Source organism: Streptomyces sp. NPDC001514 (assembly GCF_053597075.1).
In genome coordinates, this window is sequence record NZ_JBSFHO010000014.1 from 1 (window position 1) to 15,338 (window position 15,338).

The window sequence follows — 15,338 nt, forward strand, 5'->3', positions numbered from 1 at the left end:
CCGCGGTGGCCATCGCCCCCGACCTCGGCGAGCGCTACCTCGACACCGTCTACCACACCAACTGGCTGCACGCTCTCTACGGCGAAGACGTGCTCGACTACGACTACGACTACGAGGAGCCGGCCGCCGATTCCCCGGCACCCGACCCCGCGTCACCGACCCGGTCCCCGGGCGGCCGACCGCAGTAGCGGCGGACGGGTCGCAGCGCCGCACACGACCTCAACGGCCCCACGTGCGGATCCTCCCGTCCGAGCCCCGAGCCGCGTTCAGGAGTTGGTTCAGGTGGTGAGGGCGGTGATGACGTCGGCCGTGGTCGTGATGGCGTGGGCGTAGGTGGGGCCGTTGAGGTCGTGTGCGGCGTGGAGCATTTCCTTGGTGAAGGCCGCGGTCGCATCCCGTACGAGGGTGACGTGGTAGCCCAGTTCCATCGCGTAGCGGCCGGTGGATTCGACGCACGTGTTGGCCAGGACTCCGGTGGCGATGACGTGGGTGATGCCGTGCTGCTTGAGCTGGAAGTCCAGGTCGGTGTTGGCGAATCCGCTCTGGGCCCAGTGCTCTTTGATCACGACGTCGCCGTCGCCCGGGGTGAGGTCGGGGTGGAACTCACCGCCCCAGGTGCCTTTGGCGAAGGTGTGCCGGTCATGGATGCGGACCTGGGTGGGATTGGGATGGGCCCAGTCGTCGTAGTCACCGGGCTGCCAGCGGCGGTGCGGCACGATGAAGACGCGAATCCCGGCTCCCCGCGCGGCTTCGGTGACCGCCCGCAGGTTGTCGAGCAGGCCCACCTCCGTGGCCACCGGCTCCAACTGCGGCCAGATCTGCCCGCCCTGTGACAGGAAGTCGTTGTACGGGTCCACCAGGAGGAGTCCGGTGCGATGGGCTTCGTACAGTCGGTCGGTCACGTCGGTCTCCCTCATGCGTGGTCAGGGTTTCCGGTCCGAGTCGCCGTCAGGCGATGGATTCCCCCCGGGAGGCCCGTCTCATGACGAACTGTCAGGAATGCTCTCGTCGGCGAGCTTCTCGCCGAACCGCGATCCGCCGCCACGTCTGCGGCGCCGGACATGTGTAATTACAGAGCGTATCGAACAAGCCACTCATCGGAGTTGTAGGCATCTTTCGCCGGGTCGGGGGCTGTCGCCGGGACCTCTTCGACCGTGTCCTCCAGCCGAATCCGCTCCGGCAGCCTGCCGAACCGCACGCGACGCGCCATCTCGGCGGTGTCCTGAACCTTCTGCGTGTGCGTCATTTTGTAGCCTCCTGGGCCCTGTAACGCACCGCCGGAGACGGATGTTCCTCGGTGGCCTGGTGGTTTCCGCCCGCGCGGTGGTGAGGCAGCCTCGCCACCCGAACCCCCGCAGGACCGGATGACCTATGTCACACTTTTGAGTGAGGAAATGAATTCCTAGGGACCGATTCGCGCGATGCAGCCGTTGTTGATGCCCCTGACGTGGAGCCAGTCATGACCATCGCACGGGACCTGATGATCGTTGCCTTGGATGTACGTTCCGCTCACCCCGTGGAGCGGGGCGATCTGTCGCTGGCGCTCGCGGGAGCCGAGCTGATCGATCTCCTGGACGCCCAGGCCATCGGGCTGGACGGCGATCACATCGTGCCGAGCCTGCAGCAAGCGATCACTGATCACCTGTTGGACGAGGCCGCGTCGTCGCTCGTCCGGCAGCCGCCGTACGAGTCGGTCGGCGACTGGCTCTGGCGCAGAGGGCGCGGCCTGTCCGCGGCATATCTGGCCGCCCTTGAAGCGGAAGGGCACCTCGTTCGGGAGCAAGGCCGCCGCTGGATGGTCCTCCGCACGAGTCGGCTGGTGTCGGCCGACTCGCCCGCTCACCGCCAGGCGGCGGACCGCTGGACAGCGGATGAACCCGTGCTCGCCGCCCTTGCGGCGGCCGCAGGGATCGGCGACAAGCGGACCGGAGACTCCCCGAGCGTGCCCGACGACGCGACGGCGACAGTGCTCGCCGCCGTCCATGACGCATCGAACGAACTTGCGGCCGAACGGCAACGGCGAGACATCGAAGAGGCGGCCTTCGACAACGTTTGGCGAGGCGAATGACGACCGCAGGGGGGACGCCGGTCCGGCGCCCTGCCTGTCGCCGTGTCGCTCAGCAGCAGCGGAAGCCCTCGCGGGGATCGGCCTCCCTGGCGTCCATCCGGCTGCGCTCGAACGCGCGGCGCGACATGACCTTCGCGCCCGGGTCGTGGGATCTGGCATGGGCGACGTAGCGGTCGTACACGGATTCGCCCGACACCTCGCGCACGTACCAGCGGACCCAGTCCACCGCGCGTCGCACGCCGCTCAGCGCTTTCATATGCATCACGGTACTCACGCCCTGCCGCTTCCCGCAGCCTCGCGGTCCGCGCCACCGGTTCCGGCCGCGGCCAGCTCCGCCCTCTCCTCCTTGGTGGGGATCAGCCCGGCGGGCGCGACCAGCTTGGACTCGACGTACGGGACCTCGACGAGACGGATGGCCTCCGGGGAGCGGATCGCCTTCGTGCTGACCCTGGCCGCGTCCGCGAGGACCACCACGATGAGGATGGCGAAGAAGGCCGCGAGAATGCCGTCGACCGTCGAGTTGGTCACGATGGTCTGCATCTCGTCCATGGTCTTCGCCGGCGGCAGCACCTGGCCGGCGTCGATGCCCGCCTGGTACTTGTCGCGCTGGGTGAAGAAGCCCACCCTGGGGTCGCTCGAGAAGATCTTCTGCCAGCTCGCGGTGAGGGTGACCGCGGCGTCCCACGCGAGGGGAACGGCTGTCACCCAGGCCCACTTGAGGCGCCCGGACTTGATCAGCAGCGTGGTGCAGACGGCGAGCGCGACGGCGGCCAGTAGCTGGTTGGCGATACCGAAGAGCGGGAAGAGCTGGTTGATGCCGCCGAGCGGGTCGTGCACCCCGGCCCACAGGAAGTAGCCCCAGCAGCCGACGACGACAGCGCTCGCGAACCAGACGCCCGGCTTCCAGCTGACCTGCTTCATCGGCTTGTAGATGTTGCCCAGCGTGTCCTGGAGCATGAAGCGTCCCACCCGGGTGCCCGCGTCGACCGTGGTGAGGATGAAGAGCGCCTCGAACATGATGGCGAAGTGGTACCAGAACGCCTTCATGCCGGCGCCGCCCACCACCGCGGAGAAGATGTCCGACATGCCCAGGGCGAAGGTCGGCGCACCGCCGGTGCGGGAGAGGAGGCTCGCCTCCTCGACGTCCCTGGCGGCCTGGGTCAGCTGTTCCGGGGTGACGGTGAAGCCGAGGTTGGCGACCGCCTGCGAGGCGGATTCCACCGTGGTGCCGAGGACACCGGCCGGGGCGTTGACCGCGAAGTACAGACCGGGGTCGAGGATGCAGGCGCAGATCATCGCCATGACCGCGACGAAGGACTCGGTCAGCATCGCGCCGTAGCCGATCATCCGGATCTGGGACTCCTTCTGGATCATCTTCGGCGTGGTGCCCGAGGCGATCAGGGAGTGGAAGCCGGAGAGCGCACCGCAGGCGATGGTGATGAAGACGAACGGGAACAGCGACCCCGCGAAGACGGGCCCCTGGCCGTTGCCCGCGAACTCGGTGACCGCCGGCATTTTCAGCGTCGGCCTCGCGATCAGCACGCCCACCGCGAGCAGCACGATCGTGCCGACCTTCATGAAGGTGGAGAGGTAGTCGCGCGGCGCGAGCAGCAGCCAGACCGGGAGCACGGAGGCGAAGAAGCCGTACACCACCATCCAGATGACCAGGGCGCTCGGCTCCAGGGTGAAGAAGCCGGCGAGCGACGACTCGGCGACCCAGCCGCCCGCGACGATGGCGAGCAGCAGCAGCGCGACGCCGATGAGCGAGACCTCGGCGACCTTGCCCGGCCGCAGTACCCGCAGGTAGACGCCCATGAAGAGCGCGATCGGGATCGTCATGCCGATGGAGAAGACACCCCACGGCGAGTGCGCCAGCGCGTTGACGATCACCAGCGCCAGTACGGCCAGCAGGATGATCATGATGGCGAAGACCGCGATCAGGGCCGCGACTCCACCGAACGGGCCGATCTCGTCCCGCGCCATCTGGCCGAGCGAGCGGCCGTCGCGGCGCGTGGAGAAGAACAGCGTGACCATGTCCTGGACGGCACCGGCGAAGATCACACCGACGATGATCCAGATGGTGCCCGGCAGATATCCCATCTGCGCGGCGAGGATCGGGCCGACGAGCGGACCGGCCCCGGCGATGGCCGCGAAGTGGTGGCCGAAGAGCACCCGGCGGTCGGTCGGGTAGAAGTCGACGCCGTTGTCGAGCCGCTCGGCGGGGGTGGCACGGGTCTTGTCCGCCCTGAGCACCCGGTACTGGATGAAGCGCGCGTAGAAGCGGTAGGCGATGGCGTACGAGCCGAGAGCGGCCGCGAGCATCCAGACTGCGGAGATCTCCTCGCCGCGGGACAGGGCCAGCACGCTCCAGCCGACCGCGCCGACCAGGGCGACGAGCACCCAGACGGCGACCGACTGCGGATTCATGCTCCGCCGGGAAGTGTTCGATGGTGCCGGCTCGCCCATGGTGTGGCTCCCGTCCCGTCGTCGTCACTGTGGTGTGCAGCAGATCCAGGGGACTGATCCATCAGCGTACCCGTGGACACCGTTCGCGCACCCGTGCACGCCGTCCGCGCGGGTGGGCTCCCGTCCGATGCCGCGGCGTCTCAGCCCTCCGGCTCCTGGCGTACGGGGCCCACGGCCACCGCACACGCCTGGTCGAGCGCAGGTGCGGGGGCGCTTTCGAGGTACGCAGACCGGCGTGCCGGGCTACGGGCGGGGGAGCCGGTACCGGCCCGACGGGTGTCCGGTTCAGATCGGCCGCGGGCCCCTCGACGGCTCGATGCCGTCGCCGGTCGCCCGCAGCAGGCGCAGGAAGGCCTTCACGCCCGCGATGATCTCCTGGTTGTCGGTGAGCCGGTTCACCGTCGACTCGAACTCCCTGCCCAGCGCGGCGATCTTCCGGTCGGCCTCGTCGGCCCGCTCGTACGACGCCATGCCCAGCGCGTCCACGGTGCGCCGCAGCTCGGCGAACGCGCGGTAGTGCTCCTCGGCCTTGTCCTCCAGGACCTTCGTCCCGGCCTCCACGCGGTCCACCCGCGCGCGCAGCTCCACCACGTCGTCGCGCGGATACGTCACGTCCTTGAGCAGCGTGCCCAGGCGCCGCCGCAGCTGCGCGAAGTAGGCGCCCGCCGGCCGGAAGAGGGTGCTCAGCAGGAAGAACCCGGCGAACCAGTACCCCGTCACCCGCCCTGTCGCCATTGTGACCACCACCACGGCACCCGCTGTCACGACGTGCCCCGCCACGGCCGCCCGCAGCATCATCCGCGCGATGCGCGCCGCCTCGGCGTCCCGCGCCGTGGAGACCTCCAGGCCCTTCTCGCGGCTCACCGCGATCTCGGCGAGCACCGCATGTGCCCGGAAGTACAGGTTCCACGGCACGGTCAGGAGCACCAGGAGCCACAGCAGGCCGAGCACCCCGGCCCCGGCCCCCAGCACCACCGCCGGCGGCGCCCCCGCCGCATGGGCGAGGATCACCGCCGCGGTGGTCACGACCACGGCTGCCAGTCCCGCACCGAAGAACTTCCCCATGCCGTCCCCCACATGAGCACGCAAGGCGCGGCGCGGCCGCTGCCGCGCCGCGTCCCATGGTCCCGCTGCGGCCGGAGGGAGTGCATGAGTACGGATACTCAGTGCCCGGGGGAGCGTTCGGGCGAGCCGGGCGCGGTCAGGCGAGTACGCGGCTGTGCAGTGCGGTGACCGCCTCCGTGCGGACGTGAAGGCGCCGTGCCGCCAGGCGTCGGTGTGGCTGAGGTGGTCGCCGGCGAAGTAGAGGCGGCCGGCCGCCTGGTCGATCGGCGCGAAGGCGGGTGCGTCGGGGCCTCCGGCCGGCGGACCGCCGCAGCCGCCGAGGCCGGCTCAGCCGGCGAAGGGCAGAGCGGGCAGCCCCTGGCCCGCGCCCGGCAGAACGAGGAGCGAACCGGAGAGCGGATGCGGTCGGGTCAGGCCGGTGCGGGCCGTGGTGATGTAGAGGTGGCGCAGTCCCGGGCCGCCGAAGGCGCAGGCGGTCGGGCGGCGTACGGGCAGTTCGACGACGCGGTCGAGCGTGCCGTCCGGTGTGTAGCGGCGGATCGCCGCGCCGTCCCACAGGGCGACCCATACGCAGCCGTCGGCGTCGACGGTCAGCCCGTCGGGGAACCCGGCGCCGGTCTCGATGCGGGCGAACTCCCGTCGGTTCAGGGCGCGTCCGTCCTCGTGGTCCAGGACGTCGATCCGGCGGGTGGGGCTGTCGATGTAGTACATGAGCCGGCCGTCCGGACTCCAGCCCGTGCCGTTGCTGACGGCGACGTCCGCGATCTGCTCGGTGACCGAGCCGTCCGGGGCGACACGGATGAGGTTTCCGCCGCCCGGGCTTTCGTCGTAGCGCATGGTGCCCGCCCAGAGCGAGCCGTCCGGGGCGACGGCGGCGTCGTTGCCGCGGCGGCCGGGCACCGGCTCGTGGAGCAGCCAGCGGAAGGGGGCGCCGCGGGGGCCGTACACGCCGATGCCGTCCCTGAGGTTCACCACGAGTCCGCCGCCCGCGCGTGGCTTCGCGGCGCCGACGTGCTGCTCGGTGGCCATGACCGTGCGGCGGCCGCTTCCGGGGTCGTACGTATGGATGCGGGAGGAGAGGATGTCGACCCAGACGAGCCGGGCCGTCGTCGGGTCCCAGGTGGGGCCCTCGCCGAGTGTCGCCTGCTCGTGGACCGCGACCTCGTACCTCACCGGGTACCGGACCAGGCGGCTCACCGGACGCTCCGGTGGCCGAGGCGCACCGACAGGTCGGCGGCGCCCTTGGCGGCCAGCTCCGCGAGCTCGCCCTCGCGCTCGTCGCTCCATCGGATCATCGGTACGGAGATGGAGAGCGCGGCGACGACACGGCCCGCTCTGTCGCGTACCGGGGCGGCCACGCAGCTGACGTCAGGGTTGGACTCCTGGTGCTCGACGGCGATGCCGCGCGCCCGGATGCCGGCGAGTGCTTCGCGCAGCACGTCCGGATCGGTAATGCTGTTGGGGGTCATCGCGGTGAACTCCCTTCCCGCGATGCGGCTTTCGAGCTCGGGCTCCGGCAGGCTCGCAAGCAGCATCTTGCCGACCGAAGTGCAGTGCGCGGGCAGTCTGCGCCCCGCCGCCGAGACCATGCGGACGGCGTGCGTGGAGTCCACCTTGGCAATGTAGATCACGTCGGTGTCCTCGAGCACGGCGACATGGACCGTCTCGTCGCAGGTGTCGGCGATCTCCCGGGCGACCTGCTGTCCCTCGGCGGCGAGGTCGAGCTGTTCCGCGTACCGGCTGCCGAGCTGGTAGGTGCGCACGCCGAGACGGTAGCGGCCGGGCTGTTCGGGGACGGGCACCACATAGGAGCGGGCGGCGAGGGTGGTGAGCAGCTCGTGCACGGTGGTGCGCGGCAGCTGGAGCCTGCGGATGACGTCGGGCGCGGAGAGCGTGCCGTCGCCTTCGAGGAAGAGCTCGAGTATGTCCAGCGCCCTGGTCACCGCCGGCACCAGTCGTCCCATCGTCGGCCACCCACCCCACATGTTCGAAACTTCGGTCATTGATCGGTATCGCGAACACAGGTTAAGCACAGCTTCGTTCGACGGGCAATGACTCGGACAGAGCTGGCTCGAACACCGTTGTGCACGACCCATTGACACTCCTCGGCCTGCCTGATTACGGTCACGCCACCATTTCGAACGTGTGACGAAATACCGAACAACCCAAGGGGCAACCGCCTTGCGCATTACGGGAATCAGCACGCACGTCGTCGGGACGCCCTGGCGCAATCTCACCTACGTCCTGGTCCACACCGACGAGGGACTCACGGGGGTCGGCGAGACCCGGATGCTCGGCCACACCGATGCACTCGTCGGCTATCTCCGTGAGGCGGAGGCCAACCACATCGCCGGCTCAGACCCTTTCGCGGTCGAGGATCTGGTGCGCCGCATGAAGTACGGCGACTACGGTCGCGCCGGCGAGATCGTGATGTCCGGCATCGCGGTGGTGGAGATGGCCTGCTGGGACATCAAGGGCAAGGCGCTGGGCGTGCCGGTCTGGCAGCTGCTCGGCGGCAAGGTCACGGACCGGGTGAAGGCGTACGCGAACGGCTGGTACACCACCGAGCGGACCCCGGAGGCTTACCACAAGGCCGCCCAGGAGGTCGTGGCACGCGGCTACCGGGCCCTGAAGATCGACCCTTTTGGCACCGGTCATTTCGAGCTCGACCACGAACGGACCGCGTACGCCGTGTCGTTGATCGAGGCGGTGCGGGACGCGATCGGCCCGGAGACCGAGCTGATGCTGGAGATGCACGGCCGCTTCTCCCCCGCGACGGCCGTACGGCTGGCTCGCGAGCTGGCCCCCTTCCGGCCCGCCTGGCTGGAGGAGCCGGTCCCGCCGGAGAACCTCAAGGCACTGGAGAAGGTCGCCGCCAAGGTGGACATGCCGATCGCGACCGGGGAGCGCATCCACGACCGGATCGAGTTCCGTGAGCTCTTCGAGTCGCAGGCCGCGGACATCATCCAGCCGGATGTCGGTCACATCGGCGGCATCCTCGAGACGCGCAAACTCGCCGCGACCGCCGAGACCCACTACATGCTCGTCGCCCCGCACAACGTCGGCGGCTCGGTCCTGACGGCCGCCTCCCTCCAACTCGCCGCCTGCACCCCCAACTTCAAGATCCTGGAGCACTTCAACGACTTCGCGGACGCGGAGATCAAGAAGGTGGTGCGCGGAGCACCCCAGGTCGTCGACGGCTACTTCGAGGTCTCGCACGCGCCCGGTCTCGGCGTCGAGTTCGACGAGGCGGCGGCGGCCGAATTCCCCCAGCAGACAGCGCGGTTCGACCTGTGGGCCGACGGCTGGGAGAAGAGGGCGCCCAAGTGAGCCGAATGAGCCGCGCGCTTGTCGTCGACGAGCCGGGCGTGTACCGGCTCGTACGGCGCGAGACACAGGACCCGGCGCCGGGCGAGGTACGGGTCCGGGTCGCCGCCGCAGGGATCTGCATGAGCGACCGCGAGGTGTACGACGGCCATCGCGACGCCGACTTCGTCCGCTACCCGGTCGTGCCCGGCCATGAGTGGTCCGGCACGGTCGAAGCGGTCGGTGCGGGCGTGGATCCGGCGCTGGTCGGACGGAAGACGGTCGCCGAGGGTTTCCGTGCGTGCGGCGTGTGCGAGCGGTGCCGCGAGGGCGACACCAATCTCTGCACGGGTGGTTACGACGAGACGGGCTTCACCCTGCCCGGTGCTTTCGCCGACCACCTCACCGTCCCCGCCCGGCTGTTGCACCCCCTCCCCGACGACGCGGACCTGCGGGCCGCCGCCCTGCTGGAGCCGGCGGCGGTGATCGCCGCGGCGGTACGGGCAGGGGCGCCGCGCCCCGGGGAGCGGATCGCGGTCGTCGGCGCCGGGACGCTCGGCCTGCTCGCCGTGCAGCTGCTGGCCGCACACTCCCCCGCCGTACTGACCGCGATCGACCCGAGGGAGGCCCGCGCCCAGCAGGCACTGCGCTTCGGGGCGGGCGAGGCGTGCACTCCCGCGGAGGCCTCCGGACACGCCGGGCGCTACGACCTGGTCGTGGAGACAGCGGGCGCGCCGACCACCGCACAGGACGCGTGCCTGCTCGCCCGCAGGGGCGGGAGGGTCGTGCTCACCGGAATGTTCGCGCAGGGGGCGACCGGCATCGATCCTGTCCGTCTCTCGTTGAGCCAGCTCACGGTACGGAGCGTCTTCGGTGCGTCGTCGTCCGCCTGGGCAGACGCCGTGCGCGCCTTCGGCGTCGGTCTGCTGACCCCCGCGCCGCTGATCACGCACGAGTACCCGCTGGAGCGGTTCGGCGAGGCGATCGCCCTCGTCGGCAGCGGCGACCCGAAGGCCGGGAAGGTCCTCCTGCGCCCGTAGCCACCTGAGGGACCTCAGAGACCGTACGGCGGTACGGGGGACCTGACGACTCCGTACCGCCGTACACCCAAAGACCCGAACCATGTCCGAGATATCGAACGCAGGGAGTTCCGTGACAGCCCCCTCACCCCCGCGCCGCCCCGGCGTCGCCGCCCTCGCCCGCATCGGCCACCCCGTGCCGGACACCGACCCCACCGACGCATCACCGCACACCTTCCCCGACGGCGGCACATGGCGCACCGAGATCCCCTCCGTCGAGGGACCGGAGGCGCTCGCCGTCGTCCTCAAGGAGAGCGCCCGCCTGGACGTGCCCGTGCACCGCGTCAGCCAGGGCAGCGGCGTCTGGATGCTCACCGACGCCGAGATCATCGAGATGGTGGAGTCCTGCGCCGAACGCGGCATCGAACTCTGCCTGTTCACCGGTCCGCGCGGCACCTGGGACACCGGCGCCGCGACCCGTACCGAATCCGGCGGCGCAGGGCTGCGCGCCCGCGGCCACGACGCGCTCGCCGGATGTGTCGAGGACGCCTTGCGCGCCGCGGAGCTGGGGGTGCGCTGCCTGCTCGTGGCCGACGAGGGCGTGCTGTGGACACTGCACCGGCTGCGGGTCGCGGGCGTCCTGCCGGCCGACACCACCTTCAAGGTGTCCGCACTGATCGGCCCCGTCAATCCGGCCTCGTACGCCGTCCATGAAGGGCTCGGCGCCGACTCCCTCAACATTCCCTCCGACCTCGCCCTCGCCCATCTCACCGAGATCCGCCGGGTCAGCCGCGCCCCCATGGACCTGTACGTCGAGGCGCCCGACGACCTCGGCGGATACGTCCGGATGTACGAGGCGGCCGAGCTGATCCGGCGCGGCGCGCCGCTCTACCTCAAGTTCGGGCTGTCCCGCTCCCCCGGCATCTACCCGTACGGAGCCCAGCTGCGCGACACCGCGCTGGCCACCGCCCGGGAGCGGGTACGGCGCGGCCGGCTCGTCCTCGATCTGCTGGCCCGGCACGGCGCGGACGGCGGGATGTCCCCGCTCGGCTCACGCCTGCCCGGCGAGCTCCACCGATTCCCCGTCACCCTCCCCGAGAAGGACTGAGAGCCATGCGTATCCACCGAGCCGCGACCACCGCCCTCACCGCCACCGCACTCGCCCTCGCCCTCGCCGCCTGCGGCCAGAGCGGCACGGGCGGCAGCAAGGAGGAGAAGTCCGCCAAGGCCTCCACGATCGGCATCGCCATGCCGACCAAGTCCTCCGAGCGCTGGATAGCCGACGGCAAGAACATGGTCGAGCAGTTCGAGAAGCTCGGCTACAAGACGGATCTGCAGTACGGCGAGGACGACGTCGACCAGCAGGTCTCGCAGATCGAGAACATGATCACCAAGGGTGTGGACGTCCTCGTGGTCGCGGCGATCGACGGCCGGGCGCTCTCCGACGTCCTGCGCCAGGCCGCCGACCAGGGCGTGAAGGTGATCTCGTACGACCGGCTCATCCTCGGCTCCCCGAACGTCGACTACTACGCCTCGTTCGACAACGAGAAGGTCGGCGTCCTCCAGGCCACGTACATCATCGACAAGCTCGGTCTGAAGGACGGGGCGAAGAAGGGGCCGTTCACCATCGAGCTCTTCGCGGGCTCGCCGGACGACAACAACACCCGCTACTTCTTCCAGGGCGCATGGAAGACCCTGAAGCCGTACATCGACAGCAAGCAGCTCGTCGTCAAGAGCGGGCAGACGAAGCTGGAGCAGATCACCACCCTTCGCTGGGACGGCGGCACCGCGCAGAAGCGCATGGACGACCTGCTGACGAAGGCGTACGGCTCCGACAGCGTGGACGCGGTCCTCTCCCCGTACGACGGGATCTCGATCGGCGTCCTGTCCGCGCTGAAGTCGGACGGGTACGGGACGGCCGCCAAGCCCTACCCCGTGGTCACGGGCCAGGACGCCGAGGTGGCGTCCGTGAAGTCGATCATCGCCGGGCAGCAGACGCAGACCGTCTACAAGGACACCCGGGCCCTGGCCAAGCAGGCCGTGCAGATGGCCGACGCCGTACTGAACGACAAGAAGCCCGAGGTCAACGACACCACGACCTACAACAACGAGATCAAGGCCGTGCCGTCCTTCCTCCTCGACCCGGTCAGCGTCGACAAGTCCAACTACCGATCCGTCCTGGTCGACTCGGGCTACATCAAGGCGAGTGACCTGACGTGAGCGCACCCGTCCTGGAGATGCGCTCGATCGTCAAGACCTTCCCCGGGGTCCGGGCGCTCTCCGATGTCACCCTCACCGTCGCCGAAGGCGAGGTCCATGCCGTCTGCGGGGAGAACGGCGCCGGCAAGTCGACCCTGATGAAGGTCCTCAGCGGGGTTCATCCGCACGGGAGTTACGAGGGCGAGATCCGCTTCCGGGGCGAGACGTGCGCGTTCAGGGACATCAGGGCGAGCGAACGGCGCGGCATCGTCATCATCCACCAGGAACTCGCCCTGGTCCCCTACCTCTCGATCGCCGAGAACATCTTCCTCGGCAACGAGCACGCCCGGCACGGAGTGATCAGCTGGAACGAGACGCTGAGGCACGCGGCGGCACTGCTCAAGCGGGTCGGCCTGAACGAGCATCCGCAGACGCGGGTCGCCGACATCGGCGTCGGCAAACAGCAGCTCGTGGAGATCGCGAAGGCGCTGTCGAAAGAGGTGAAGCTGCTGATCCTCGACGAGCCGACCGCCGCGCTCAACGACGAGGATTCGGCGAAGCTCCTCGATCTCATCGTGGAACTGAAGCAGATGGGCATCACCTCGATCATCATCTCGCACAAGCTCAACGAGATCGCCCGGGTCGCCGACTCCGTCACGATCCTCCGGGACGGCCGCACCATCGAAACCCTGGACGTCCGCGCGGATTCGACGACCGAGGACCGGATCATCCGGGGCATGGTCGGCCGCGACCTCGACCACCGCTTCCCGGACCGGACACCGTACGAGGGTGACGCGGGGGCGCATCCGGCCCTCGAGGTACGCGACTGGACCGTGCACCACCCCATCGACCAGCAGCGCAAGGTCGTCGACGGCGTCTCGCTGCACGTGCGGCGCGGCGAGATCGTCGGTATCGCGGGGCTGATGGGCGCCGGCCGCACCGAGCTCGCGATGAGCGTCTTCGGGCGCTCCTACGGCCGGGGCGTCAGCGGCACGGTCCTCAAGGACGGCAGGGAGATCCGCACCCGCACCGTCCCCGAGGCGGTCGGACACGGCATCGCGTACGTCACCGAGGACCGCAAGCACTACGGCCTCAACCTCATCGACACCATCGGCCGGAACATCACTCTGAGCGCCCTGCCCAAGGTGTCCCGGCGCGGTGTCGTCGACGAGCACGAGGAGACCCGGGTCGCCGAGTCGTACCGCCGCACCATGAACATCAAGGCCCCGACCGTCTTCGAGCAGGCCGGCCGGCTCTCCGGCGGCAACCAGCAGAAGGTCGTCCTCAGCAAGTGGATCTTCGCGGGGCCGGATGTGCTGATCCTCGACGAGCCGACGCGCGGCATCGACGTCGGGGCGAAGTACGAGATCTACACGGTCATCGACGAGTTGGCAGCTCAGGGGAGAGCAATCATCTTCATCTCCTCCGAGCTGCCCGAACTCCTCGGGATGTGCGACCGCATCTACACGATGTCGGCCGGCCGGCTGACCGGCGAGATCCCGCGTCATGAGGCAACCCAGGAAATCCTGATGCGCCATATGACCGTGACTCCTCCCCCTACGTGAACGAGGGGGGCTTCTCACTCGGCCGATCCGCGACCTCATGACGGCCAAGCCCTGACCGCTGCCCGAGAGCAGGGCACCAACATACCGACCCACGCAAGGCAACGAGGTTAGTCACATGAACCCGGCCACAACCGAGACCCCGCGCAGCGCGCCCCCCGCCGATGCGCCGGCGAGGACCGCCGTCGCCACCCTGCTGCTGGACGCGATGCGCCGCAACATGCGCCAGTACGGGATGCTCATCGCGCTCGCGCTGATCGTCGCGCTCTTCGCGATCTGGACCGACGGGGTGCTCCTCCAGCCGAACAACGTCACCAATCTGGTTCTCCAGAACAGCTACATCCTGGTCCTCGCCATCGGCATGATGATCGTCATCATCTCGGGCCACATCGATCTGTCGGTCGGCTCGCTGGCCGCGTTCGTCTCCGCCGCGTGTGCGGTGATGATGGTCGAGCACGACGTCCCCTGGGTGCTCGCCCTGGTGATCGCGCTCGTGATCGGGGCGGCAGCCGGGGCCTGGCAGGGCTTCTGGATCGCGTACGTCGGCATCCCGTCGTTCATCGTGACGCTGGCGGGAATGCTGCTCTTCAGGGGCGGTACGCAGATCCTGCTCGGGTCGCGTTCCCTCGGCCCGTTCCCCGAGGGCTTCCAGAAGATCTCGACGGGCTATCTTCCTGAGCTCGGCCCGGCGACCAACTACCACAATCTGACACTGTTGCTCGGCCTGGTGCTGATCGCCTTCGCGCTGACGCAGGAGGTGCGCGACCGGCGCCGGCAGCAGAGCTACGAACTCGACGTCCTGCCGCGCTCGATGTTCCTCACCAAGTGTGTGGCGATGGCCGCCGCAGTCCTCGCCTTCACGCTCACCCTGGCCAGCTACCGGGGTGTGCCGGTCGTCCTGCTGCTGCTCGCCGCGCTCCTCATCGGCTTCGGTTTCGTGATGCGCAACGCGGTCGTGGGCCGCCATGTGTACGCACTCGGCGGCAACCAGGCCGCGGCCAAGCTCTCCGGCGTCAAGGACAAGCGGGTCACCTTCCTGGTCTTCACGAACATGGGCATGCTCGCCGCCCTGGCCGGGGTCGTGTACGCGGCCCGGCTCAACGCCGGCGTCCCGCAGGCGGGCGTGAACTTCGAACTCGAGGCCATCGCCGCGGCGTTCATCGGCGGCGCCTCGATGAGCGGCGGGGTCGGCACCGTACTGGGCGCGATCATCGGCGGGCTGGTGCTGGGCGTGCTCAACAACGGCATGTCGCTGGTGGGTATCGGCACCGACTACCAGCAGGTGATCAAGGGGCTTGTGCTGCTTGCTGCGGTCGGGTTCGACGTCTGGAACAAGCGCAAGGTCGGTTCGTGACGTCTGTCGCGGTGAGCGACCCGGTCGGGCCCCCTCCGTGGAGGAGGCCCTTCGCCGTGTCGCTCCACACCGTTCGCAGCGGTGCAGACGCCGTGCCGGGAACGCCCGACGGCGCCCGGATCAGACCGCCAGGAACTGCCTGGCGTCTCGTGGCCGAGTCGGTCGTGCCTCATGAGTCGGTCGTGCCTCATGAGTCGGTCGTGCCTCATTCAAGCCTCTGCCTCTGACGGTGGGCATCCGCCCGTCCGCCGTGCTCCACGGAGTCGACGACGAGTCGGCGTATCGGGGCCTCGTCCCGG

General features: G+C 69.4%; 14 protein-coding genes and 2 pseudogenes. 8 read left to right on the forward strand and 8 right to left on the reverse strand.

The features are described 5' to 3' along the window. Window positions 1-188, forward strand: a pseudogene (locus ACWCXB_RS16640) (2,3-diaminopropionate biosynthesis protein SbnA); the annotation flags it as partial. 90 nt (window positions 189-278) lie between these two features. On the opposite strand, the gene ACWCXB_RS16645 reads toward ACWCXB_RS16640, so the two are convergent. Next, window positions 279-902, reverse strand: coding sequence for an isochorismatase family cysteine hydrolase (locus ACWCXB_RS16645; protein ID WP_450723406.1), 624 nt, complete (start codon window positions 900-902; stop codon window positions 279-281). Window positions 903-1,069: 167 nt separating this feature from the next. Next, a complete protein-coding gene (locus ACWCXB_RS16650) occupies window positions 1,070-1,246 on the reverse strand; it encodes a hypothetical protein (RefSeq protein ID WP_450723408.1) in 177 nt (58 codons plus the stop codon). 213 nt (window positions 1,247-1,459) lie between these two features. Between ACWCXB_RS16650 and ACWCXB_RS16655 the strand changes: the two genes are divergently transcribed. After that, window positions 1,460-2,068: a GOLPH3/VPS74 family protein gene (locus tag ACWCXB_RS16655; protein WP_450723410.1), complete on the forward strand. Its 609-nt coding sequence runs from the start codon at window positions 1,460-1,462 to the stop codon at window positions 2,066-2,068. A 49-nt stretch (window positions 2,069-2,117) separates the two neighbouring features. Here ACWCXB_RS16655 and ACWCXB_RS16660 read toward each other — a convergent pair whose 3' ends face one another. The 6 genes and pseudogenes from ACWCXB_RS16660 to ACWCXB_RS16685 form a co-directional block, all read right to left on the reverse strand. After that, entirely contained in the window at window positions 2,118-2,324 is a 207-nt protein-coding gene (locus ACWCXB_RS16660; protein WP_450723412.1) for a YbdD/YjiX family protein, read from the reverse strand. Between the two features lie 14 nt (window positions 2,325-2,338). Further along, window positions 2,339-4,534 carry a carbon starvation CstA family protein gene (locus tag ACWCXB_RS16665; RefSeq protein ID WP_450723414.1) on the reverse strand — a complete coding sequence of 732 codons (2,196 nt, stop codon included), beginning with the start codon at window positions 4,532-4,534 and terminating at the stop codon, window positions 2,339-2,341. Window positions 4,535-4,819: 285 nt separating this feature from the next. Next, window positions 4,820-5,599, reverse strand: coding sequence for a hypothetical protein (locus ACWCXB_RS16670; RefSeq protein ID WP_450723416.1), 780 nt, complete (start codon window positions 5,597-5,599; stop codon window positions 4,820-4,822). A 136-nt stretch (window positions 5,600-5,735) separates the two neighbouring features. Beyond that, window positions 5,736-5,893, reverse strand: a pseudogene (locus tag ACWCXB_RS16675) (amino acid oxidase); the annotation flags it as partial. 33 nt (window positions 5,894-5,926) lie between these two features. Further along, the gene (locus ACWCXB_RS16680; protein ID WP_450723418.1) at window positions 5,927-6,796 is read right to left on the reverse strand and encodes an SMP-30/gluconolactonase/LRE family protein; all 870 of its coding nucleotides are present in this window, start codon (window positions 6,794-6,796) and stop codon (window positions 5,927-5,929) included. Then, window positions 6,793-7,563, reverse strand: a complete 771-nt coding sequence (locus tag ACWCXB_RS16685) for an IclR family transcriptional regulator (protein ID WP_450723420.1) — start codon at window positions 7,561-7,563, stop codon at window positions 6,793-6,795. Before ACWCXB_RS16685 ends, ACWCXB_RS16680 begins: the two co-directional genes overlap by 4 nt. A gap of 217 nt (window positions 7,564-7,780) precedes the next feature. Between ACWCXB_RS16685 and ACWCXB_RS16690 the strand changes: the two genes are divergently transcribed. From ACWCXB_RS16690 to mmsB, 6 genes are all read left to right on the forward strand, one after another. After that, entirely contained in the window at window positions 7,781-8,929 is a 1,149-nt protein-coding gene (locus ACWCXB_RS16690; protein ID WP_450723422.1) for a mandelate racemase/muconate lactonizing enzyme family protein, read from the forward strand. A 5-nt stretch (window positions 8,930-8,934) separates the two neighbouring features. Then, window positions 8,935-9,945 (forward strand): zinc-dependent alcohol dehydrogenase, encoded by a 1,011-nt coding sequence (locus ACWCXB_RS16695; protein WP_450723424.1) that lies wholly within the window; start codon window positions 8,935-8,937, stop codon window positions 9,943-9,945. A gap of 112 nt (window positions 9,946-10,057) precedes the next feature. After that, a complete protein-coding gene (locus ACWCXB_RS16700) occupies window positions 10,058-11,032 on the forward strand; it encodes a hypothetical protein (RefSeq protein WP_450723426.1) in 975 nt (324 codons plus the stop codon). A gap of 5 nt (window positions 11,033-11,037) precedes the next feature. After that, a complete protein-coding gene (chvE, locus tag ACWCXB_RS16705) occupies window positions 11,038-12,144 on the forward strand; it encodes a multiple monosaccharide ABC transporter substrate-binding protein (protein WP_450723428.1) in 1,107 nt (368 codons plus the stop codon). Continuing rightward, window positions 12,141-13,688, forward strand: coding sequence for a multiple monosaccharide ABC transporter ATP-binding protein (mmsA, locus tag ACWCXB_RS16710; RefSeq protein WP_450723430.1), 1,548 nt, complete (start codon window positions 12,141-12,143; stop codon window positions 13,686-13,688). The genes chvE and mmsA overlap by 4 nt, the downstream gene beginning before the upstream one ends. Before the next feature lie 115 nt (window positions 13,689-13,803). After that, complete coding sequence (gene mmsB, locus ACWCXB_RS16715) at window positions 13,804-15,039, forward strand: multiple monosaccharide ABC transporter permease (RefSeq protein WP_450723432.1); 1,236 nt, start codon at window positions 13,804-13,806, stop codon at window positions 15,037-15,039. Window positions 15,040-15,338 lie beyond the last annotated feature (299 nt).

Coding starts and splice junctions, on each gene's coding strand:
- mmsB (WP_450723432.1), top strand. CDS start 13,804: ATGAACCCGGCCACAACCGAGACCCCGCGCAGCGCGCCCCCCGCCGAT.
- ACWCXB_RS16665 (WP_450723414.1), bottom strand. CDS start 4,534: ATGGGCGAGCCGGCACCATCGAACACTTCCCGGCGGAGCATGAATCCG.
- chvE (WP_450723428.1), top strand. CDS start 11,038: ATGCGTATCCACCGAGCCGCGACCACCGCCCTCACCGCCACCGCACTC.
- ACWCXB_RS16685 (WP_450723420.1), bottom strand. CDS start 7,563: ATGGGACGACTGGTGCCGGCGGTGACCAGGGCGCTGGACATACTCGAG.
- ACWCXB_RS16655 (WP_450723410.1), top strand. CDS start 1,460: ATGACCATCGCACGGGACCTGATGATCGTTGCCTTGGATGTACGTTCC.
- ACWCXB_RS16670 (WP_450723416.1), bottom strand. CDS start 5,599: ATGGGGAAGTTCTTCGGTGCGGGACTGGCAGCCGTGGTCGTGACCACC.
- ACWCXB_RS16695 (WP_450723424.1), top strand. CDS start 8,935: ATGAGCCGCGCGCTTGTCGTCGACGAGCCGGGCGTGTACCGGCTCGTA.
- ACWCXB_RS16660 (WP_450723412.1), bottom strand. CDS start 2,324: ATGAAAGCGCTGAGCGGCGTGCGACGCGCGGTGGACTGGGTCCGCTGG.
- ACWCXB_RS16650 (WP_450723408.1), bottom strand. CDS start 1,246: ATGACGCACACGCAGAAGGTTCAGGACACCGCCGAGATGGCGCGTCGC.